Below are 18,445 nucleotides of genomic sequence, written 5' to 3'. Positions count from 1 at the left end.
CTAGAGCAGCGCCGCCATCTCGACCTGCACCTTGAGCAGGGCCGGCAGGCAGCGCTCGACGATCTCGCCGGCCGGGATGCGCGCCGCGTGCAGGCTGACGTTCATGGCAGCCACGGTCTCTCCCCTGAAATTGCGGATCGGGACCGCCAGCGTGCGCAGGCCGAGTTCCAGTTCCTGGTCCACCACGGCATAACCCTGTGCACGGGTGCGCGCTATCTCGTGCAGCAGGCGCGCACGGTCGACGATCGTGTATTCGGTGAACGGCTCGGGCGCGGCGCGCTCCAGGCTGGCTTCGACCTGGCCGGGCGCCAGGCTGGCCAGCAGCGCGCGGCCGTTGGCGGTGCACCAGGCCGGCACCCGTGTGCCCGGCTGCAGGGTGCTCGACACCAGCTTGCCGGCGCTGACCGCCGCCACGCATACCAGGTCGTCCTCTTCCAGCACCCCGCACGACGCCGCCTCGCCCAGCGAATAGGCGAGCCGGTACAGCACCGGTTGCACGATGCGCGGCAGGCGCGCCGAGTGCAGGTAGCTTTGCCCCAGGCGCAGCACCTTGGGCGTGAGCCAGAACACCTTGTCGTGCTGGCGCGCATAGCCCAGGTGGACCAGCGTGATCAGGTAGCGCCGCGCCGCCGCGCGCGTGAGGCCGGTGCGCGCCGCGACTTCGCTGATGGTCAGGCGCGAGCGCTCCTGGTCGAAGGCCTCGATCACCTGCAAGCCCTTGTCCAGGCCCGCGATCAGGTCGCGCGCCAGTGGCGGCGACTCACCCGTCACATCGTTATCTTCCATAAATAATCCCCCTGTTTGTGCGATTAACGCACGTTTTGGGCGATCTGCGCAACTTGCGCGACATGGACGCCTTCTCAAGCCCGGTGCGGCTGCCTACCATGGAATGACCCAACCAGGCGGCCGCGCCGCCGACGTCCAAAGGAGATAGCCGTGCAATTCGATGCGCTCGCGCCGGGCAGCCACCCCGGCCTGATTTACCCCGCCTATAAATCGACCGTGAAACGCGGCCCCACCCTGCCCCCGGTGGCGGTGCATGCGCCGGCCTCGCTCAAGACCAACCTGGCGCCGCCGACGTCGCTGCTGCTGCCGTTCGACGCCGACCTGACCGCCCAGGGCGATGGCGCCCCGCTGGGCGACAAAATCGTCGTCACCGGCCGCGTGCTCGACGAGGACGGCAAGCCGGTGCGCAACTCGCTGCTCGAAGTGTGGCAGGCCAATGCCTCCGGGCGCTACCGCCACAAGCGCGACCAGCACAATGCACCGCTCGATCCCAACTTCAATGGCTGGGGCAAGATGCTGACCGACGACGACGGCCGCTACCGCTTCGTCACCATCAAGCCGGGCGCCTACCCATGGGGCAACCACGACAAGGCCTGGCGCCCCGCCCACATCCACTTTTCGATGTTCGGCAACGCCTACGCGCAGCGCCTGGTGACGCAAATGTACTTCCCGGGCGACCCGCTGTTCGAGTTCGACCCGATCTACCAGAGCATTTCGGACCTGGCCGCGCGCGAGCGCCTGGTGTCGCGCTTCAGTCTCGACGAGACGGTCGGCGACCAGATGCTGGGCTATGAATTCGACATCGTGCTGCGCGGCCGTAACGCCACGCCGTTCGGCCTGTGACAGGAGAGACCACCATGAGCCACGCCATCACCCCATCCCAGACCATCGGTCCGTTCTCGCACGAAGCCTGGGAGTGGGCCTGCGCCGCCTGCACGCCCGCCAATGCCGACGGCAGCGACACCATCACCATCAGCGGCGTGCTGCGCGACGGCGACGGCGCACCGGTGGGCGACGGCATGATCGAAGCCTGGACCCCGGGCGCCGCCACCATCGAGCGCGAACGCGACCACGCGCTGGCGGGCTTTCGCCGCGTGCCGACCGACGACGAGGGCCGCTTCACGCTGGTGCTGGGCCGCGCCCAGGAAGCATCGTGCGAGCCGGCGGCCCTCGTCACGGTCTTCATGCGCGGCCTGCTGGTGCACCAGTTCAGCGCCGTGTTCCTGGAAGACGACGACCTCGATCGCGCCGCCCTGCTGAACCAGGTGCCGCCGGAGCGCCGCGCCACCCTGGTGGCGCGCAAGACCGGCCCCGCCAGCTACAACTGGGACATCCGCATGCAGGGCGAGCAGGAGACCGTGTTCTTCGACTACGGCGGCGCGCCATGAGCGTGGCGCTGTTCGACGGTTTCCTGTCGTCGCCCGAGATGATCGCCGTGTTCGACGACGGCGCCATCGTGCAGGCCATGTTCGACTTCGAACAGGCGCTGGCCGCGGCCCAGGCCGCGCATGGCGTGATCCCGGACGGCGCCGCGCGCGCCATCGCCGGCGTGTGCAAGGCGCCGTTGTACGACATCCCGGCCCTGGTGCGCGCCGGCCGTCGCGCCGGCAGCCTGGCCATCCCGCTGGTGAAGGAACTGACGGCGGCGGTGGCCCTGTACGACCAGGAAGCATCCACCTTCGTCCACCGCGGCAGCACCAGCCAGGACGTGCTCGACAGCGCCATGGCGCTGGTCACGCGCGAGGCGCTGGCGCTGCTCGAGCGCGACCTCGATCGCCTGATCGAATCGCTGCTGGCATTGGCCGAGCGGCACCTGGACACGCCGGTGCTGGCGCGCACCCTGATGCAGCCGGCCCAGGTGAGCAGCTTCGGCCTGAAGGCGGCGCAATGGGCCGCGCCCCTGGTGCGCGCGCGCCGGCGCCTGCGCGCGACCGCGCACGACGCCCTGCAACTGCAGCTGGGCGGCGCGGTCGGCACCCGCTCGGCCCTGGGCGAGCACGGCGACGAGGTGGCCAGCCACATGGCGGCGGCGCTGGGCCTGGGCAATCCACCCGCGGCCTGGCATACCCAGCGCGACGAGTGGGTGCGCCTGGGCCTGGAAGTAGCGCTGCTCAGCGCCAGCCTGGGCAAGATCGCGACCGACCTGGCCCTGATGGCGCAGGGAGAGGTCGGCGAGCTGGCCGAGCCAAGTGGCGCCGGCCGCGGCGGCTCGTCCGCCATGCCCCATAAACGCAATCCGGTGGCGGCCATGACGGCGCTTGCGGCCAGCAGCCGCACCCCGCAGGTGGCCGCCGCCCTGCTGGGCAGCATGGGCCAGCAGCACGAACGCGGCCTGGGCAACTGGCAGGCCGAGCTGGCCGAATGGCCGACGCTGTTCCTGTCGGCCCACGGCGCGCTGGCGGCGTTGGCCGAGGCCTTCGGCGCGCTCGAGGTGAACCCGGCGCGCATGCGCGCCAATATCGACAGCCTGCAGGGCCTGGTGTTCGCCGAAGGCGCGGCCGCCATGCTGGCCGAGACCATCGGCCGCCCGGCCGCCCACGCCCTGCTGGAAAGCCTGAGCCGCCAGGCGCTGGCCGAAGGTGTGCACCTGGCGGCGCTGGTGCGCCAGGCCGAAGGCGCCGATCCGGCACGGGTGGACGCCCTGTTCGACCCGGTGCACGCGGCGCAGCCGGGCGCCGCCACGGCCCGTGCGCTGCTCGCGCAGCTGCGCCAACCAATTGACGAGGACACCCGATGAGCCACGACCCGATCGACCACGACTACGAACGCGGCCTGCGCAACCGGCGCGCCATCCTGGGCGACGCCTGGGTGGAGCGCTCGCTGAACAACGCCAACGACTTCAATGCCGACTTCCAGAACCTGATCACGCGCTTCGCCTGGCACGAGATCTGGGGCCGGCCCGGCCTGGAGGCGCGCATGCGGCGCGTGATCGTGCTGGCCACCACCATGGCGCTGGCGCGCTGGGAAGAATTCGAGCTGCACGTGCGCGCCGCGCTGCAGGACGACAGCGGCAATGGCCTCACGCGCGAGGAACTCAAGGAAGTGCTGATGCAGGCCGCGATCTATGCCGGCGTGCCGGCCGCGAACACCGGCTTCTCGCTGGCCCAGCACATCCTGCGCGAGCTGGAATTCCCGCTGGCCCCTGGCGTGCCCGGCGAAGTCGTCCATCCGGGCGTCGGCCGCGTCGGCACCACCGCGAGCGGACCGCGCCTGCGTTACAGCGTGCGCGAAGCGCGCCATGGCGGCCTGCCGCGCCAGACGGTGGTGCTGAGCCACGCACTGGGCTGCGACATGGACATGTGGGACGGCCTGGCCAATCAGCTGGCCGCCGACTGCCGCGTGATCTGCTACGACCACCGCGGCCACGGCGGCTCGGACGCGCCGCCCGGCCCCTACACGATGGCCGCACTGGCCGACGACGCGGCGCGCCTGCTGGACGAACTGGATACCGGCCCGGTGGTCTGGGTCGGCCTGTCGATGGGCGGCATGGTGGGCCAGGAACTGGCGCTGCGCTACCCGCGGCTGGTGGCGGCGCTGGTGGTGGCCAATTCCACATCGGGCTATCCGGAGGCGGCGCGCGCGATGTGGGGCGAACGCATCGCGAAGGTCGAGCATGAGGGCGTGGAAGCGATCGCCGACGCCGTGATGGGCCGCTATTTCGACGACGCCTTCCGCGCCGCCAACCCGGCCACGGTGGCGCGCTTCCGGCGCCGCGTGGCGGGAACCGATGCGGTCGGCTATGCCGGTTGCTGCGCGGCGGTGGCCGGGGTCGACACCACCGGACGGCTGGCGCAGATCGCCGTGCCGACCCTGGTGATCGCCGGCGAACGCGATGCCGGCACGCCGCCGGCGATGTCGGAAACCATCGCCGCGGGTGTCGAGGGCGCGCGGCTGGCAGTCATTCCGGATGCGACGCACCTGAGCGCGATCGAGCAGCCGGCGCGTTTCAATGGGCTGGTGCGTGAGTTTATCGGGCGGTTGGCGGTACGCAGTTAAGCGTCACCCATCCGTGCCGGGGCTTTCCTGGCCGGCAGCATCGGATCGAGCAACTGGCCGCCCAGCGTCGGCGCGCACGGGGTGTCGGTGCCGACGTCGGCCGGCCAGTGCTTTGGCAGGTAGTAGCTGCCGAAGATCCGGTCGAGGAACGGCAGGGTCGACGCGTAGTTGCGGTTGATGTGGTCGTGGCGGCTGTGGTGCCAGTGGTGGAAGGCCGGCGTCGAGACGATCCACTCCAGTGGGCCCAGGCGCCAGCGCAGGTTGGCGTGGATGAAGAAGCCCCATACATTGCCGAGCACCAGCAGCAAGGCCGGCGTGGCGCTGCCGGCCAGGCTCGGTGCGGCCAGGCCCAGCATGTACAGCGGCACCAGGCCGAACAGCCGGGTAATGACCATGTCGACCGGGTGGTTGCGGGTATTGGTCAAGAAATGCATGCGCTCGGCAGTATGGTGCAGCGCGTGGAAGCGCCACAGCCAGGGGATCTCATGGCTCAGGCGATGCCCCCAATAGAAACCGGTTTCGGCGACCACGAAGGCCAGCGCGACCCGCGCCGCCAGCGGCAGATCCGCCACCACGGTCTTCAGCGCGGCCGGTGTCAGGTGGTGGGCGGCGGTGGCCAGTAGCGCCATCGGCGCGCTGAGCAGCATGATCGGCACCAGGCTGCTGATGAAATAATAGGCCAGGTTGTGCCGCAGCGCGCGATCCGGCTGCTCGTGACGAACGCCGAACCAGCGCTCGAGCGGGACGAACAGGGCCGTCAGCAGCACCAGCCAGACGCAGGTGCGCGCGAGGTCGATGGCGAATTCGGCAAGGGAAATATTCATGGCGCTGCTGCGATCGAACGATCAATACCGGGGTGATGCGGGACGCAAGCGAGTCGCCGCACCTGGATGCAACCGGTACCGCACCCCGGTCATGCCTTGCCGTTGCGGCGGCGGCGTGCGAGGAAGCCCACCATGCCGAGGCCGGCCAGCATCAACGCCGAGCTTGCAGGCTCGGGGACTTCGGCTTTCAGCTCGGCTTCCAGCTTCACATTGTCGAGCAGCATGAACGGAGGGCCACCTGAGGAAGTGCGCATGGACAGGAAGGACAGCCAGTCGTCGGTGCTAGTGGCGGTGAACTCCATGGCCGCGGTCTTCCAGCCGCTGAAGCCTCGCTCTGGAATGCTCAGCTTGGTGGTGTTCTGCGTGACGCCGCCGAACCCGACTTCCCACCAGACATTATTGTTAGCACCTTCATACCAATATTGCTGGGCAAGTGCATACTCGAAGGTCAAGGTATATTTGGTGCCGACTTCCAGGCCGTTGATGTACTGCTTCAGCGTCCCTGGACCGTAATCCGGGTCGGAGGCGAAGAAATTGCCACCAGACGGAGATTTGAAGAAATTCTCACCGTAGCCGTGCAGCCGCATCGCGCCGCCATGCTCATGCGCGTTGGAGCCCTTCATCAGGAAGTCGTAGCCGCCGCTATCGGTGCCATTCTTGCTGTTGACCCAGTCATTGATCCTGATGCCGCCATTGTGGATGATCGCGCCTTCGGCCCGATAGCTTGTATCGATGACGTTGGACTCGAAACCTCCGTTCTTGATCAAGTTCGCATGCGCGACATTGGCGTGGAAGGCAAGAATGGCAGATGTGAACAGCAAGGCTGACTTGAGACGCATGGCGCAAGCTCCAGAAGTTACGAAGATGGTAAAAGCGTCTGCGGGTCCGGGCCCAGACGGCAAGTTCGACGGGACTGGCTGTCGAACCGAAATCGTTAACGCAGCAAGAAATTGGCTTTGATCAATATTCCTTGCACTGAAAACATTTTACCAGAGTCTTGCTGTTCGAAAATTACTAGTTCTTCCTCAATAATATTTCCGCAAAGTAATATTTTCACAATTTCCGCCAGGAATGCTCGGACGTATTTACAATAAACAGCTGGAGCCGTTGAGAAATAAGGCATTGCCCGTCAACGCTTCGACAAACGTCATCGCGAAAGGTGAATTACGGATCGTTGAGTACAAATCACGGCTAGCCACTGAAGACGATTTGTGCGCGTCTGTGAACGATATACATAGCACTAAAAAACAACAGTCTTCATGCTTGCTGAGCCGTACTCCAGCGACGACAGCGCTGCGGCGAGAATCAGCCCCATCTTTATCGCGCTTGATAATCCAAGGAATCGACAACATGCCAACCCGTGAAGACATCGTTCTATTAGCGTCGTACAACACCACAATGAATGCCAGGGTCTATGCGGCAGCCGCGACCTTGTCCGCAAACGCGCTGCACGCCGAGCGTGGAGCGTTCTTCGGGTCGATCATGGGCACCCTGAACCATCTCGTCGCCGGCGACACCATCTGGCTGCAGCGCTTCCAGGCGCATCCGGCGAATATCACCGCTTTGGCGGCAATGAAAGAGATCGCCGCGCCGACCGGTCTCACCCATCGGTATAGCGACGATATCGGTGTGCTGCGCGAACATCGCATGCGGCTCGATGCCATCATCGAGGCACTAGCGGCCGAGATATCGGATACCGACCTGGCGCAGCCGGTGTCATACAGGAATTCGCGGGGAGAATTCAGGAAGAATTTCGGAAGCCTGTTACTGCATTTCTTTAATCACCAGACCCATCATCGCGGCCAGGCCAGCACCTTGTTGTCGCAGTCGGGCGTGGATATCGGCGTGACCGACCTGGTTGCCTGGATTCCCGACCAGGATTGATCGGCAGTCCTATTCCATCGTATCGACATAGAATGCCTGGCCATTCTTGCCCTGCCCTTTGATGTAATACATGGCGACGTCCGCGCGCCGCATCAGCGTATCGATCGTGTCTCCATCATGGGGAAAGACCGCGATGCCGATCGATGCGGAAATGACCACTTCATTGCCTCCCAGGTCGAAGGGCATATTGAGGCATTCCAGGAATTTGCCGGCTACCAAGCGCGCGTCGTCGCGTGAATGCAGGTCGGGCAGGACCACGGTGAATTCGTCGCCGCCCTGGCGCGCCAGCGTGTCGCCCTTGCGCAGGCAGCTTTTCAGGCGGGCCGTCACCTGCAGCAGCAGTTCGTCGCCCTTGTCGTGGCCGAGCGTGTCGTTGACCTGCTTGAACCGGTCGAGGTCGATGAACATGGCCGCCAGCTCGGTGCCGTTACGCCGCGACTGCAGGATGGCCTGGCCGAGCCGGTCCCTGAACAGCAGGCGGTTCGGCAGGTTGGTCAACACATCGTGATAGGCCTGGTGCAGGATGACGGCTTCGGCCTGCTTGCGCGCCGTGATATCGCGCGCGATGCCGTAGGTGCCGATATACCTTGGCGCGCCCTGCTCGACCTGGTCCTGGTGCATGCCGACGGCATTGAGCGACACGATCAGCGAGGTCTCGCCGGGGTTGTCGGCGCGGGTGGCATCCGGCCGGAGCGTCATGCGCAGCTCGACATCGCGCGAGGCCCGGTCTCCGGAACGCCGTTCGTTGAAGGCATAGCGCGCCCGGGCGAAGTCTTCTTCGTGCACGAGGATCGAATAATGCTTGCCGATCAGTTCGCGGCGATCGTAGCCCAGCATCTGGCAGGCCCGGTCGTTCACGAAGGTGAATCGCCCTTCTGGTTCGACCATGTAGATGAGATCGGGCGAGGCATCGACCATGTAGCGGTAGGTGCGCTCGGACAGCTCGAGCTGGTAGGCGATGTCGCGGTTGGTCTGGCGCAGCCGGCGCTGGGTCAGGACGTGGTCGATGGTCTTGAACAGGTCGTGCTGGCTGAACGGCTTGCGCAAGAAATCGTGGGCGCCGCCGCGCAAGGCGCCGATTGCGGCATCGATGCGCATGTTTCCGCTGACGACGATGACGTCGGTCTCGATGCGGTGGGTATTGATGAAGTCGATGACATGCTGGCCATCCATGTCTTCCAGACTCAGGTCCAGCAGTATCAAGTCATAGCGGGTGCTGGACAGGCAGGCCAGGGCTTCGGCGCCGGAACTGGCCGTGTCGATGTCGAAATGGCGGTGACTGAGCAAATGCTGCAGCGACGAGAGCATGCGCGGCTCGTCGTCCACCAGCAGCAGTTTGGTCGACTGGTTGGCTGCGGGAACCGGCAGGTGCACCGCACATAATGAATTATCGCCGACTGTTGGTTTAGCTTTTCTCGGAAATAGACTCATATCTAAGGGGCATGGACGACGCTCTTGTTTTGGGAACGTCCACGGATGAAATAAGCGCAGGTTAGTTTATGCTCACTACATTAGCATGGTCGGCCGGATTCGACTGAACATTGACAACTCTGGCAAACGATTGTTAACAATTTCCACAAGGAAATTATTAGCCGGGTGCGGGAGCGATTTCCTGGCGCGCGAAAGACGCAAAAAAATAGGCCACCGAAACGGTGGCCTATTTTTGGGATTTTGGCGGAGAGAGGGGGATTCGAACCCCCGATAGGCTATGAACCTATACACGCTTTCCAGGCGTGCGACTTAAACCACTCATCCATCTCTCCTGATGGGTTCTTTCGTGGCTTTCCACGAAGCCGCCTATTATAGCAAGTATTCCCGGCAGTACAAGGCCGGCAATATTGATTGAGCCGGTTGAACGCGTGGAGGGCAGAGCCCTCCACCCTACCAGGCGGCCAACGCCGTTCATCACCCACGCAAAAAAATCCCGCCCCTCTCGCGAGCAGGCGGGCAAGCCTTGCATCAGCCTTGTGAGCCAATGCAGGCAGGTTGCTCAGGCATTGTAGCTCAAGCCGATTCCTTCAACTGCTCCAGGATGGCCGGATTCTCGAGCGTCGACACGTCTTGCGTGATGTTCTCGCCCTTGGCCAGCACGCGCAGCAGGCGGCGCATGATCTTGCCGGAGCGGGTCTTCGGCAGGTTGTCGCCAAAACGGATCTCTTTCGGCTTGGCGATCGGACCGATCTCCTTGCCAACCCAGGCGCGCAGTTCGTTGGCGAGTTTCTTGGCTTCCTCGCCAGTCGGACGCGCCTGCTTGAGCACGACGAAGGCGCAGATCGATTCGCCCGTGGTTTCATCGGGACGACCCACCACCGCCGCCTCGGCCACGATCGGATTGGCCACCAGCGCCGACTCGATCTCCATGGTGCCCATGCGGTGGCCCGACACGTTCAGCACGTCGTCGATGCGGCCCGTGATCGTGAAGTTGCCGGTGTCCTTGTTGCGGATCGCGCCGTCGCCGGCCAGGTAGTATTTACCGCCCAGTTCATCCGGGAAGTAGCTGGTGCGGAAGCGGTCCGGGTTGTTCCAGATGGTGCGGATCATCGACGGCCATGGACGCTTGACGACCAGGATGCCGCCCTGCCCGTTCGCCACGTCGGCGCCGGCCTCGTCCACGATGGCGGCCATGATGCCCGGCAGCGGCAAGGTGCAGGAACCCGGCACCATCGGGGTCGCGCCCGGCAGCGGGGTGATCATGTGGCCGCCGGTCTCGGTCTGCCAGAAGGTGTCCACGATCGGGCAGCGCTCCTGGCCCACATTGCGGTAGTACCACATCCAGGCTTCCGGATTGATCGGCTCGCCGACCGAACCGAGCAGGCGCAGGCTGGACAGGTCGTAGTTCTTCGGATGGACTTTCTCGTCCAGGTCGGACGCCTTGATCAGCGAACGGATCGCGGTCGGCGCCGTATAGAAGATGCTGACCTTGTGCTTCTCGACGGTCTGCCAGAAGCGGCCGGCGTTCGGGAAGGTCGGCACGCCTTCGAACACGACCTGCGTGCCGCCGACGGCCAGCGGACCGTAGGCGATATAGGTGTGGCCGGTGATCCAGCCGATGTCGGCGGTGCACCAGTAGACGTCTTCGGGCTTCAGGTCGAAGGTCCACTTCATGGTCAGCGCGGCCCACAGCAGGTAGCCGCCGGTCGAGTGCTGCACGCCTTTTGGCGTGCCGGTCGAGCCCGAGGTATAGAGGATAAACAGCGGATGCTCGGCGTCGACCCATTCAGGCGCGCACTCGGCCGACTGGCCTTCGACCAGTTCGTGCAGCCAGATGTCGCGGCCTTCCTTGAAGTTGATGTTGCCGCCGGTGCGCTTGTAGACGATCACGTCCTTGACGGTGTCGCAGCCGCCCAGGCCCAGGGCTTCGTCGACGATGGCCTTGAGCGGCAGCGCCTTGCCGCCGCGCTGCTGTTCGTCGGCCGTGATGACGGCCACGGCGCCGGCGTCGATGATGCGCTCTTGCAGCGACTTGGCGGAAAAGCCGCCGAACACCACCGAGTGGGTGGCGCCGATGCGGGCGCAGGCCTGCATCGCGGTCACGCCTTCGACCGACATCGACATGTAGATGACGACGCGGTCGCCCTTCTTGATGCCGCGCGATTTCAGGGCGTTGGCGAATTTGCAGACGCGCTCGTGCAGCTCGCGGTAAGTGACTTTCGTGACCGCGCCGTTGTCCGCCTCGAAGATGATGGCGGTCTTGTCGGCATTGCCGTTTTCCAGGTTGCGGTCGAGGCAGTTGTACGAGGCGTTCAGCTGGCCGTCGGCGAACCACTTGTAGAAGGGAGCGTTCGATTCGTCGAGGGTCGAGGTGAACGGCTTGTGCCAGTCGAGGTTCTCGCGCGCCAGCCGAGCCCAGAAACCTTCGTAATCATTCTCGGCTTCGGCGCACAGTTTTTCGTAGGCGGCCATGCCATTGACGGCGGCCTTATCGGCAAACTCCTTTGGCGGCTGGAACACGCGGTGCTCCTGCAGGCCCTGGGATTGCTCTTGGGTGGTCTCGTTCTCGGCCATACTAGTCTCCATATTAATGTAGTAGGTTATGCCAGATACCATAGGGGGGCTCGCTTACTGAGCCCTTACATGGCAACCCCTGGGCGGATCGCAGTGCCCGCTGTCGTCGGCCTTCATTCTAACGCCAGCCGTTGCAATGTGTGCAAGTGGCGGCGCATGGCGGCGCGCGGTCAACCTCATCGACAAGCTCCGGTGTAGAATGCTGAGCTGAATTTTTTCGCATTCCCCTGGAGTTTCATCCCGATGTCCGCCCTCGAACCAAGCAAGCAAATCCGCAAGCTGTCCCCGCTGAACAACCTGATCTTCGCCAGCCGCTGGCTGCAGCTGCCGCTGTACCTCGGCCTGATCCTGGCGCAGTGCGTGTACGTATTCCACTTCTGGGTCGAACTCGTCGACCTGATCGGCGCCGCCATGGGCAACGTCGATTCGCTGAACCACATCATCGATGCCGTCGGCCTGTCCGGCAATCGTCCGCAGCGCCTGACCGAAACCGTCATCATGCTGGTCGTGCTGGGCCTGATCGACGTGGTCATGATCTCGAACCTGCTCATCATGGTGATCGTCGGCGGCTACGAAACCTTCGTCTCGCGCATGCACCTCGAAGGCCACCCCGACCAGCCGGAATGGCTGTCGCACGTGAACGCGTCGGTCCTCAAGACCAAGCTGGCGATGGCGATCATCGGCATCTCGTCGATCCACCTGCTCAAGACCTTCATCAACGCCGCCAACTACAGCGAGAAGACCCTCATGTGGCAGACGCTGATCCACGTCGCCTTCCTGGTCTCGGCCCTGGCGATTTCGTGGACCGACCGCATCACCACCATGACGCACAGCGAAAAGCATTGAAGCACCCGTAACACCACAACGATAACGATACTCCGACACTCCATCACGAGAGATTTCCCACCATGGCAACCGTCATTACCCAGGAAGACCTGATCGAATCCGTCGCGGCCGCGCTGCAGTACATCAGCTACTACCACCCGGCCGACTATATCCAGCACCTGGCACGCGCCTACGAGACCGAGCAAAGCCCGGCCGCGAAGGATGCGATCGCCCAGATCCTGACCAACTCGCGCATGTGTGCCGAAGGCAAGCGCCCGATCTGCCAGGACACCGGCATCGTCAACGTGTTCCTCAAGGTGGGCATGGGCGTGCGCTTCGAAGGCTTCAGCGGCAGCGTCACCGACGCCGTCAACGAAGGCGTGCGCCGCGCGTACAACTTCGCCGACAACAAGCTGCGCGCCTCGATCGTGGCCGACCCTCACTTCGAGCGCAAGAACACCAAGGACAATACCCCGGCCGTGGTCCACATGGAACTGGTCGAAGGCGATACCGTCGACGTCAAGATCGCTGCCAAGGGCGGCGGCTCGGAAAACAAGACCAAGTTCGTCATGCTCAACCCGTCCGACTCGCTGGTCGACTGGGTGCTCAAGACCGTGCCGCTGATGGGCGCCGGCTGGTGCCCGCCGGGCATGCTCGGCATCGGCATCGGCGGCACCGCCGAGAAGGCGATGCTGATGGCGAAAGAGTCGCTGATGGAAGACATCGACATGTACGAGCTGCGCCAGCGCGGCCCGCAGAACAAGCTCGAAGAGCTGCGCATCGAGCTGTGCGACAAGATCAACGCGCTGGGCATCGGCGCCCAGGGCCTGGGCGGCCTGACCACCGTGCTGGACGTGAAGATCAATATGTACCCGACCCACGCGGCCTCGAAGCCGGTGGCGATGATCCCGAACTGCGCCGCCACCCGCCACGCCCACTTCGTGCTGGACGGCTCGGGCCCGGCCTATATCGAACCGCCGGCGCTGTCGACCTGGCCCGACGTCAACTGGACGCCCGACACCGAGAAATCGAAGCGCGTCGACCTGAACACCCTGACCAAAGAGGAAGTCGCCTCCTGGAAGCCGGGCCAGACCCTGCTCCTGAACGGCAAGATGCTCACCGGCCGCGACGCCGCGCACAAGCGCATCCAGGACATGCTGGCCAAGGGAGAATCGCTGCCGGTGGACTTCACCAACCGCGTGATCTACTACGTCGGCCCGGTCGACCCGGTGCGCGAAGAAGTGGTCGGCCCGGCCGGTCCGACGACCGCCACCCGCATGGACAAGTTCACCGACATGATGCTCGAAAAGACCGGCCTGATCTCGATGATCGGAAAGGCCGAGCGCGGCCCGGCGGCGATCGAGTCGATCCAGAAGCACAAGTCGGCCTACCTGATGGCGGTCGGCGGCTCGGCCTACCTGGTCTCGAAGGCGATCAAGTCCGCGAAGGTCGTCGGCTTCGAGGACCTGGGCATGGAAGCGATCTACGAGTTCGACGTCACCGACATGCCGGTCACCGTCGCCGTCGACTCCACCGGCACCTCGGTCCACAACACCGGCCCGAAAGAATGGTCGGCGAAGATCGAATCGCTGAAAGCCGTGCCGGTCACGGTCGCTTGATTCACACGGCATCATGACCCTCCCCGACGCTCCGGTTGGCATCTTCGACTCGGGCGTCGGCGGCCTCTCGGTGCTGCGCCACATCCAGGCGCAGCTGCCGCACGAACACCTGCTCTACCTGGCCGATACCGGCTTTGCTCCCTACGGCGACAAGCCCGAAGCGGTCGTCGTCGAGCGCGTGCTGGCGATTGGCGATTTCCTGCTGGCGCAAGGCGCGAAAGCGCTGGTCGTCGCCTGCAACACCGCCACCGTGGCCGCCGTGCGCGAGCTGCGCGCGATCCATCCCGGCCTGCCCATCGTCGGCGTCGAACCCGGCCTCAAGCCGGCGGCAAGCCTCACCCGCAGCGGCAAGGTGGGCGTGCTGGCCACCGAGCGCACCCTGAACGGCGCCAAATTCCTGCAACTGCGCGACCAGGTCCACCTCGATTCGGGCGCCGAATTCCTGCTGCAGCCCTGCGTTGGCCTGGCCGACCAGATCGAGTTCGGCGAACTCGATTCGGGCGCCACAATGGCCATGCTGGAGCGCTTCATCCACCCGCTGCTGGCGCAAGGCGCCGACACCCTGGTGCTGGGCTGCACCCACTATCCCCTGGTGCGCGCCTCGATCGAGCGCCTGCTGAAGGATGCCGGCCGGCTTGATGTGGCCCTGGTCGACACCGGCGACGCTGTCGCGCGCCAGCTCGCGCGCCTGCTGGCCGCGGGCAGCCTGCTGCGCGCACCGGGCGCCATCCCCGCCAGCCTGACCGGCTACACCAGCGCCAGCGCCACCGCCCTGCGCGCGGCGTTTCGCAGCCTGCTGGGCATCGATCCGCCGGTCCATGAGGTGGTCCTGCCCTTTCCGCCGGGCTGGCCGCCAGGGGTGCACATTTAAATTTGCCAGTTCGGGATGAAGCCCTTATAATCTCGTTCTGTCTCGGCAATGCAGAGATAGAAAAGCAAGACAATGGTGGCTGTAGCTCAGTTGGTAGAGTCCAGGATTGTGATTCCTGTTGTCGTGGGTTCGAGTCCCATCAGCCACCCCACCGAATTCATGAAAAAGGTCACCTGCTCCGGCACGTGGCCTTTTTTGTTTTACGAGAGTACTCATGCAGATCGTCGGACAAACCCTTGCGCGCGCGGATGTCGAAGCGGCCCTGGCCCAGGCCCCACTCACCTTCCAGGACTGCGACCTCTCCGGCGCCGACCTGTCGCGGCTCGACCTGCGCGGCTGCAGCTTCGCCAGCTGCGCCATCGCCGAAACCTCGTTCTACGCCGCCAAGCTGGCCCAAACCACCTGGCAACGCTGCCGCGGCCGCCAAGCCGATTTCGAAGCGGCCGACCTCACCGACGCCCGTTTCCAGGGCTGCGACCTGAACAACAGCAGCTGGCGCCGCGCGCACCTGGCTTCCCTCGCGTTCACGGGCTGCAAGCTGACCGGCGCCAATTTCGAAGAAGCGGCCCACCTCGGCCTGGAATTCGCCGATTGCCTGCTCGTCGGCGCCGACCTGCGCCGCATGTCGTTCAGGAAAGCGAAACTGGTCCAGCTCGACTTCGGCGACGCCGACCTGGCGGCCTGCGATTTTCGCGAGGCCGTGTTCGAGGGCGGCAGCCTGCGCGGCGCCAATCTGAAGCAGGCCCGCTTCGACAATGCCGACCTGCGCGAAGCCGACTTGGGCGGCATCACCCTGGCCGACGTCAAGCTGTTCCAGGGCGCCTGGATCACGCCGCGCCAGGCCGCCGAACTGGTCAGCGAACTTGGCTTGCGCGTCGCCTGAACCGACTTTACATTTCAAGTAAATACATTGACACAGATGTAAAAAGCATCAACTTGGCGGCTGGATAACGCTTGATGTGCGACAATTCGTGAGTTTTCTCAGAGAAATTCGAGTCGCCCTCTCCGCCGCCATGTTACGGGCGCCGCGCAGGGCGACGATCCGATCTATGCCAGACCAGAGTACCGCTCCCGAAATATCACGCCTGACCGCCGAAAAACGTCCCGCAGTGCGCAACGCCGTGCTGTTCGTCGTCGCACTATGCCTGCTGCTGCTAACCATCCAGGTCTGGGACGGCTGGCGCGCGCGCCAGGAGCGCCTGGCGGAAGTGGCGGTGGCCACCACCAATATGTCGCACGCGCTCGCGGCCCAGGCCGAAAGCGCTGTGCGGGTGGTGGATACGGTGCTGGCCGGCGTGGTCGAGCGGGTCGAGACCGATGGGACGGATGGCGATGCGCGCGCGCGCCTGCAACTGCACCTCAAGAATATGGTGACCCGGGTCGACGAATTGCACGGCCTGTTCGTGTTCGGGGAGGATGGCCACTGGCTGATGACCTCGCAGGACCGCATCCCGCTGTACACGGTCGACGACCGCGAATACTTCCAGTACCACCGCAAGAATCCGGACCGCTTCGTCCACGTGGGCAAGCCGGTGCGCAGCCGTTCCAGCAGCGACTGGGTGCTGCCGATCTCGCGCCGCCTGAACAATCCGGACGGCAGCTTCGCCGGCGTCGCGCTCGGCACGATCCGCATCGAATACTTCTCGACCCTGTACGAAAGCTTCGACGTCGGCGATGCCGGCGTGATCATGCTGACCCTGGACGACGGCACCATGATCTATCGCCTGCCGCACAGCGCAAAGCTGATCGGCGCCGACGTCAGCACCGGCCCGGTGCACCAGATGTACCAGCGCACCGGCCCGGCCGGCACCGCCATGCTGCGCTCCAAGATCGACGGCATCGAAAGACTGTACAGCTACCGCCACCTGGAAACCTATCCGCTGATCGTGGCCACCGCCCAGTCAAAGAAGGAAATCCTGGAGAAATGGCTGAAGTCGATGCTGGCCCAGGCCGCGGTCACCTGCGTCGCCATCTTGCTGCTGCTTTATTTTGGCCGGCGCCTGGTGCGCCAGATCGTGATCCGCGACCACCTCGAGCACGAACTGCTGCAGGCGCGCGAACTGCTGCAGGAACATAACCGCGCCCTGACGGTCCTGGCCGACCACGACAGCCTGACCGGCATCGCCAACCGGCGCCGCTTCGAGGAAGCGCTCGCCCACGAGTTCGCGCGCGCGGCGCGCAGCAACGCGCCGCTGTCGCTATTGATGTTCGACGTCGATTACTTCAAGCGCTACAACGACACCTATGGCCACGTGGCCGGCGACGCCTGCCTGCGCCAGGTGGCGCAGGCGCTGGAGGACAGCCTCGTGCGTCCGGCCGACCTGGCCGCGCGCTTTGGTGGAGAAGAATTCGTGGCCCTGCTGCCGGATACCGATCCGGCCGGCGCCAGGATGGTGGCCGAGCGCATCCGCCAGGCGGTGATGGCGCTGGCGATCCCGCATGCCGGCAATGGCGCCGGGGTCGTGACGGTCAGCGTTGGCGTGCATACCGGCATTGCCGGCGCCGGCATGGCGGAGGGCGGCGCCACCGCGCTGGTGGAGCGCGCCGACGCCCTGCTCTATCAGGCCAAGCAATCGGGCCGCAACCAGGTGTGCGGCGGCGACCTCGCCGCCTCCCGGTCCGACCCACCCTGATCAGTAGCGGTAAGGGTTGTTTGGACGGGCGTCGTGGCGGTTCGGGACGCCGTCGCGATCGCGGTCGCGATTCCGGTAGCCGGCGACCTGGCGCACCTGGTGCCAGCCGCCGCGCTCGAGGTACCAGCCATTGCGGTCCTGGCGCCATTGCGCGCGCTGGTAGGCGTAGCCCGGACGTACTTTCTCCCAGTGGCCGGCGACCCACTCATGACGGCGGCCGTTCCAGTCCCAGTAACCCGATACCCATTCATGGCCGCGACGCGCGGCGGGCACGGCTTCGCGGCGTGGCGCCGGCGGCGCCTTCTTGATGACGATCACGTCGGCCCGCGGGTGAGCGGCCTGGGCCTGCACGGGGGCAAATGCGGCGCTGCCGATCAGGATGGCGGCGGCGGTGGCGAGGATGGTTTTCATGGTGCTCTCCATTGCGGTTGGTGTGAAACCACTATAGCGAGCCGGCGCGCCAAAAAGATGAACTGAAGGAAGTCTTTACAGCGGATACATGCCGCTACAAACTTGTAACAGCGGAGGAAAAAGGCGGGAGGAAGGCGGAGGCTGCAAAAACACAGCCGGCGATGGAAGCCGGCTGTGCAAAGGGGGGAAGGTATCAGTCCAGCTTGAAGGCGTAGTCGACCTTGGTCCAGGTCTGGGCCGGTGCGCCATCCTTGGTGCCCGGCTTGAACTTGCACGAGGTCAGGCCCTTGACCAGCGCGCGGTCCAGGTTCTTGAAGCCGCTCGACTTGTCGATCTTCGATTCCGCCACGGTGCCGTCCGCATTGACCAGGAACGAGGCCGAGGTGGTGCCCTGCTCTTCGTTCATCAGCGATGCTTTCGGGTATTCGATGGTGCACTTCTTCGGATCGAACGACGCCGGGGTTTCGGCGGCGAAGCTGGCGCAGGCGGCGCCGGTCAGGGTCAGTGCAACGAACAGCTTGGCGGACAGGTTTTTCATGATTTCCCCAATAAGGTTTTTAAGAGTTGAATGTCGTGATGCTTCGCTAGACG

At 64.8% G+C, this 18,445-nt stretch carries 17 protein-coding genes and 2 tRNA genes; 11 read left to right on the top strand and 8 right to left on the bottom strand.

Going from position 1 to position 18,445, the window contains the following annotated elements; all coding sequences use genetic code 11:
* On the bottom strand, positions 1–786 hold the full coding sequence (locus Q9246_RS25140; protein ID WP_306394044.1) for an IclR family transcriptional regulator domain-containing protein: 786 nt from the start codon (positions 784–786) through the stop codon (positions 1–3).
* 150 nt (positions 787–936) lie between these two features.
* Between Q9246_RS25140 and pcaH the strand changes: the two genes are divergently transcribed.
* The 4 genes from pcaH to pcaCD are packed head-to-tail and all read left to right on the top strand — an operon-like array spanning position 937 to position 4,782.
* Positions 937–1,629 (top strand): protocatechuate 3,4-dioxygenase subunit beta, encoded by a 693-nt coding sequence (gene pcaH, locus Q9246_RS25135; RefSeq protein ID WP_306394042.1) that lies wholly within the window; start codon positions 937–939, stop codon positions 1,627–1,629.
* A gap of 14 nt (positions 1,630–1,643) precedes the next feature.
* Complete coding sequence (locus Q9246_RS25130; protein WP_306394039.1) at positions 1,644–2,174, top strand: peptidase associated/transthyretin-like domain-containing protein; 531 nt, start codon at positions 1,644–1,646, stop codon at positions 2,172–2,174.
* Entirely contained in the window at positions 2,171–3,523 is a 1,353-nt protein-coding gene (locus Q9246_RS25125) for a lyase family protein (protein ID WP_306394037.1), read from the top strand. The genes Q9246_RS25130 and Q9246_RS25125 overlap by 4 nt, the downstream gene beginning before the upstream one ends.
* Positions 3,520–4,782: a bifunctional 4-carboxymuconolactone decarboxylase/3-oxoadipate enol-lactonase PcaCD gene (gene pcaCD, locus Q9246_RS25120; RefSeq protein ID WP_306394035.1), complete on the top strand. Its 1,263-nt coding sequence runs from the start codon at positions 3,520–3,522 to the stop codon at positions 4,780–4,782. Before Q9246_RS25125 ends, pcaCD begins: the two co-directional genes overlap by 4 nt.
* On the opposite strand, the gene Q9246_RS25115 is transcribed toward pcaCD, so the two are convergent.
* Together Q9246_RS25115 and Q9246_RS25110 are read right to left on the bottom strand one after the other, a co-directional pair.
* A complete protein-coding gene (locus Q9246_RS25115) occupies positions 4,779–5,606 on the bottom strand; it encodes a sterol desaturase family protein (RefSeq protein ID WP_306394033.1) in 828 nt (275 codons plus the stop codon). The two genes, pcaCD and Q9246_RS25115, sit on opposite strands and share 4 nt — an antisense overlap.
* 89 nt (positions 5,607–5,695) lie before the next feature.
* Complete coding sequence (locus Q9246_RS25110; RefSeq protein ID WP_306394030.1) at positions 5,696–6,445, bottom strand: PEP-CTERM sorting domain-containing protein; 750 nt, start codon at positions 6,443–6,445, stop codon at positions 5,696–5,698.
* A gap of 511 nt (positions 6,446–6,956) precedes the next feature.
* Between Q9246_RS25110 and Q9246_RS25105 the strand changes: the two genes are divergently transcribed.
* Positions 6,957–7,490 carry a DinB family protein gene (locus Q9246_RS25105; RefSeq protein WP_306394028.1) on the top strand — a complete coding sequence of 178 codons (534 nt, stop codon included), beginning with the start codon at positions 6,957–6,959 and terminating at the stop codon, positions 7,488–7,490.
* 9 nt (positions 7,491–7,499) lie between these two features.
* Here Q9246_RS25105 and Q9246_RS25100 read toward each other — a convergent pair whose 3' ends face one another.
* From Q9246_RS25100 to acs, 3 genes are all read right to left on the bottom strand, one after another.
* The gene (locus Q9246_RS25100; RefSeq protein WP_306394026.1) at positions 7,500–8,864 is read right to left on the bottom strand and encodes a GGDEF domain-containing response regulator; all 1,365 of its coding nucleotides are present in this window, start codon (positions 8,862–8,864) and stop codon (positions 7,500–7,502) included.
* A gap of 298 nt (positions 8,865–9,162) precedes the next feature.
* Positions 9,163–9,253 (bottom strand) — tRNA-Ser (locus tag Q9246_RS25095).
* Positions 9,254–9,494: 241 nt separating this feature from the next.
* Entirely contained in the window at positions 9,495–11,495 is a 2,001-nt protein-coding gene (acs, locus tag Q9246_RS25090; protein ID WP_306394024.1) for an acetate--CoA ligase, read from the bottom strand.
* Between the two features lie 243 nt (positions 11,496–11,738).
* On the opposite strand from acs, the gene Q9246_RS25085 reads away from it, so the two are divergent.
* The 6 genes from Q9246_RS25085 (at position 11,739) to Q9246_RS25060 (ending at position 17,443) form a co-directional block, all read left to right on the top strand.
* Complete coding sequence (locus Q9246_RS25085; RefSeq protein ID WP_306394020.1) at positions 11,739–12,341, top strand: TIGR00645 family protein; 603 nt, start codon at positions 11,739–11,741, stop codon at positions 12,339–12,341.
* A gap of 62 nt (positions 12,342–12,403) precedes the next feature.
* Complete coding sequence (locus Q9246_RS25080) at positions 12,404–13,939, top strand: fumarate hydratase (RefSeq protein WP_306394017.1); 1,536 nt, start codon at positions 12,404–12,406, stop codon at positions 13,937–13,939.
* 13 nt (positions 13,940–13,952) lie between these two features.
* Positions 13,953–14,810, top strand: a complete 858-nt coding sequence (gene murI, locus Q9246_RS25075; protein ID WP_306394015.1) for a glutamate racemase — start codon at positions 13,953–13,955, stop codon at positions 14,808–14,810.
* Positions 14,811–14,885: 75 nt separating this feature from the next.
* Positions 14,886–14,961, top strand: a tRNA-His gene (locus Q9246_RS25070).
* 63 nt (positions 14,962–15,024) lie between these two features.
* Positions 15,025–15,693, top strand: coding sequence for a pentapeptide repeat-containing protein (locus tag Q9246_RS25065; protein ID WP_306394013.1), 669 nt, complete (start codon positions 15,025–15,027; stop codon positions 15,691–15,693).
* A 166-nt stretch (positions 15,694–15,859) separates the two neighbouring features.
* Complete coding sequence (locus Q9246_RS25060; protein ID WP_306394010.1) at positions 15,860–17,443, top strand: sensor domain-containing diguanylate cyclase; 1,584 nt, start codon at positions 15,860–15,862, stop codon at positions 17,441–17,443.
* Here the strand turns inward: Q9246_RS25060 and Q9246_RS25055 are convergent, their stop codons facing one another.
* Both Q9246_RS25055 and Q9246_RS25050 read right to left on the bottom strand, forming a co-directional pair.
* Complete coding sequence (locus tag Q9246_RS25055; protein ID WP_306394009.1) at positions 17,444–17,854, bottom strand: YXWGXW repeat-containing protein; 411 nt, start codon at positions 17,852–17,854, stop codon at positions 17,444–17,446.
* A 193-nt stretch (positions 17,855–18,047) separates the two neighbouring features.
* Positions 18,048–18,392 carry an energy transducer TonB gene (locus Q9246_RS25050; RefSeq protein WP_306394007.1) on the bottom strand — a complete coding sequence of 115 codons (345 nt, stop codon included), beginning with the start codon at positions 18,390–18,392 and terminating at the stop codon, positions 18,048–18,050.
* Between the last annotated feature and the right edge of the window lie 53 nt (positions 18,393–18,445).

This window comes from Telluria beijingensis, assembly GCF_030770395.1.
Lineage (GTDB): Bacteria > Pseudomonadota > Gammaproteobacteria > Burkholderiales > Burkholderiaceae_D > Telluria > Telluria beijingensis.
The sequence above is the reverse complement of the archived record's forward strand: the minus strand, read 5'-3'. Positions and strand labels throughout refer to the sequence as shown.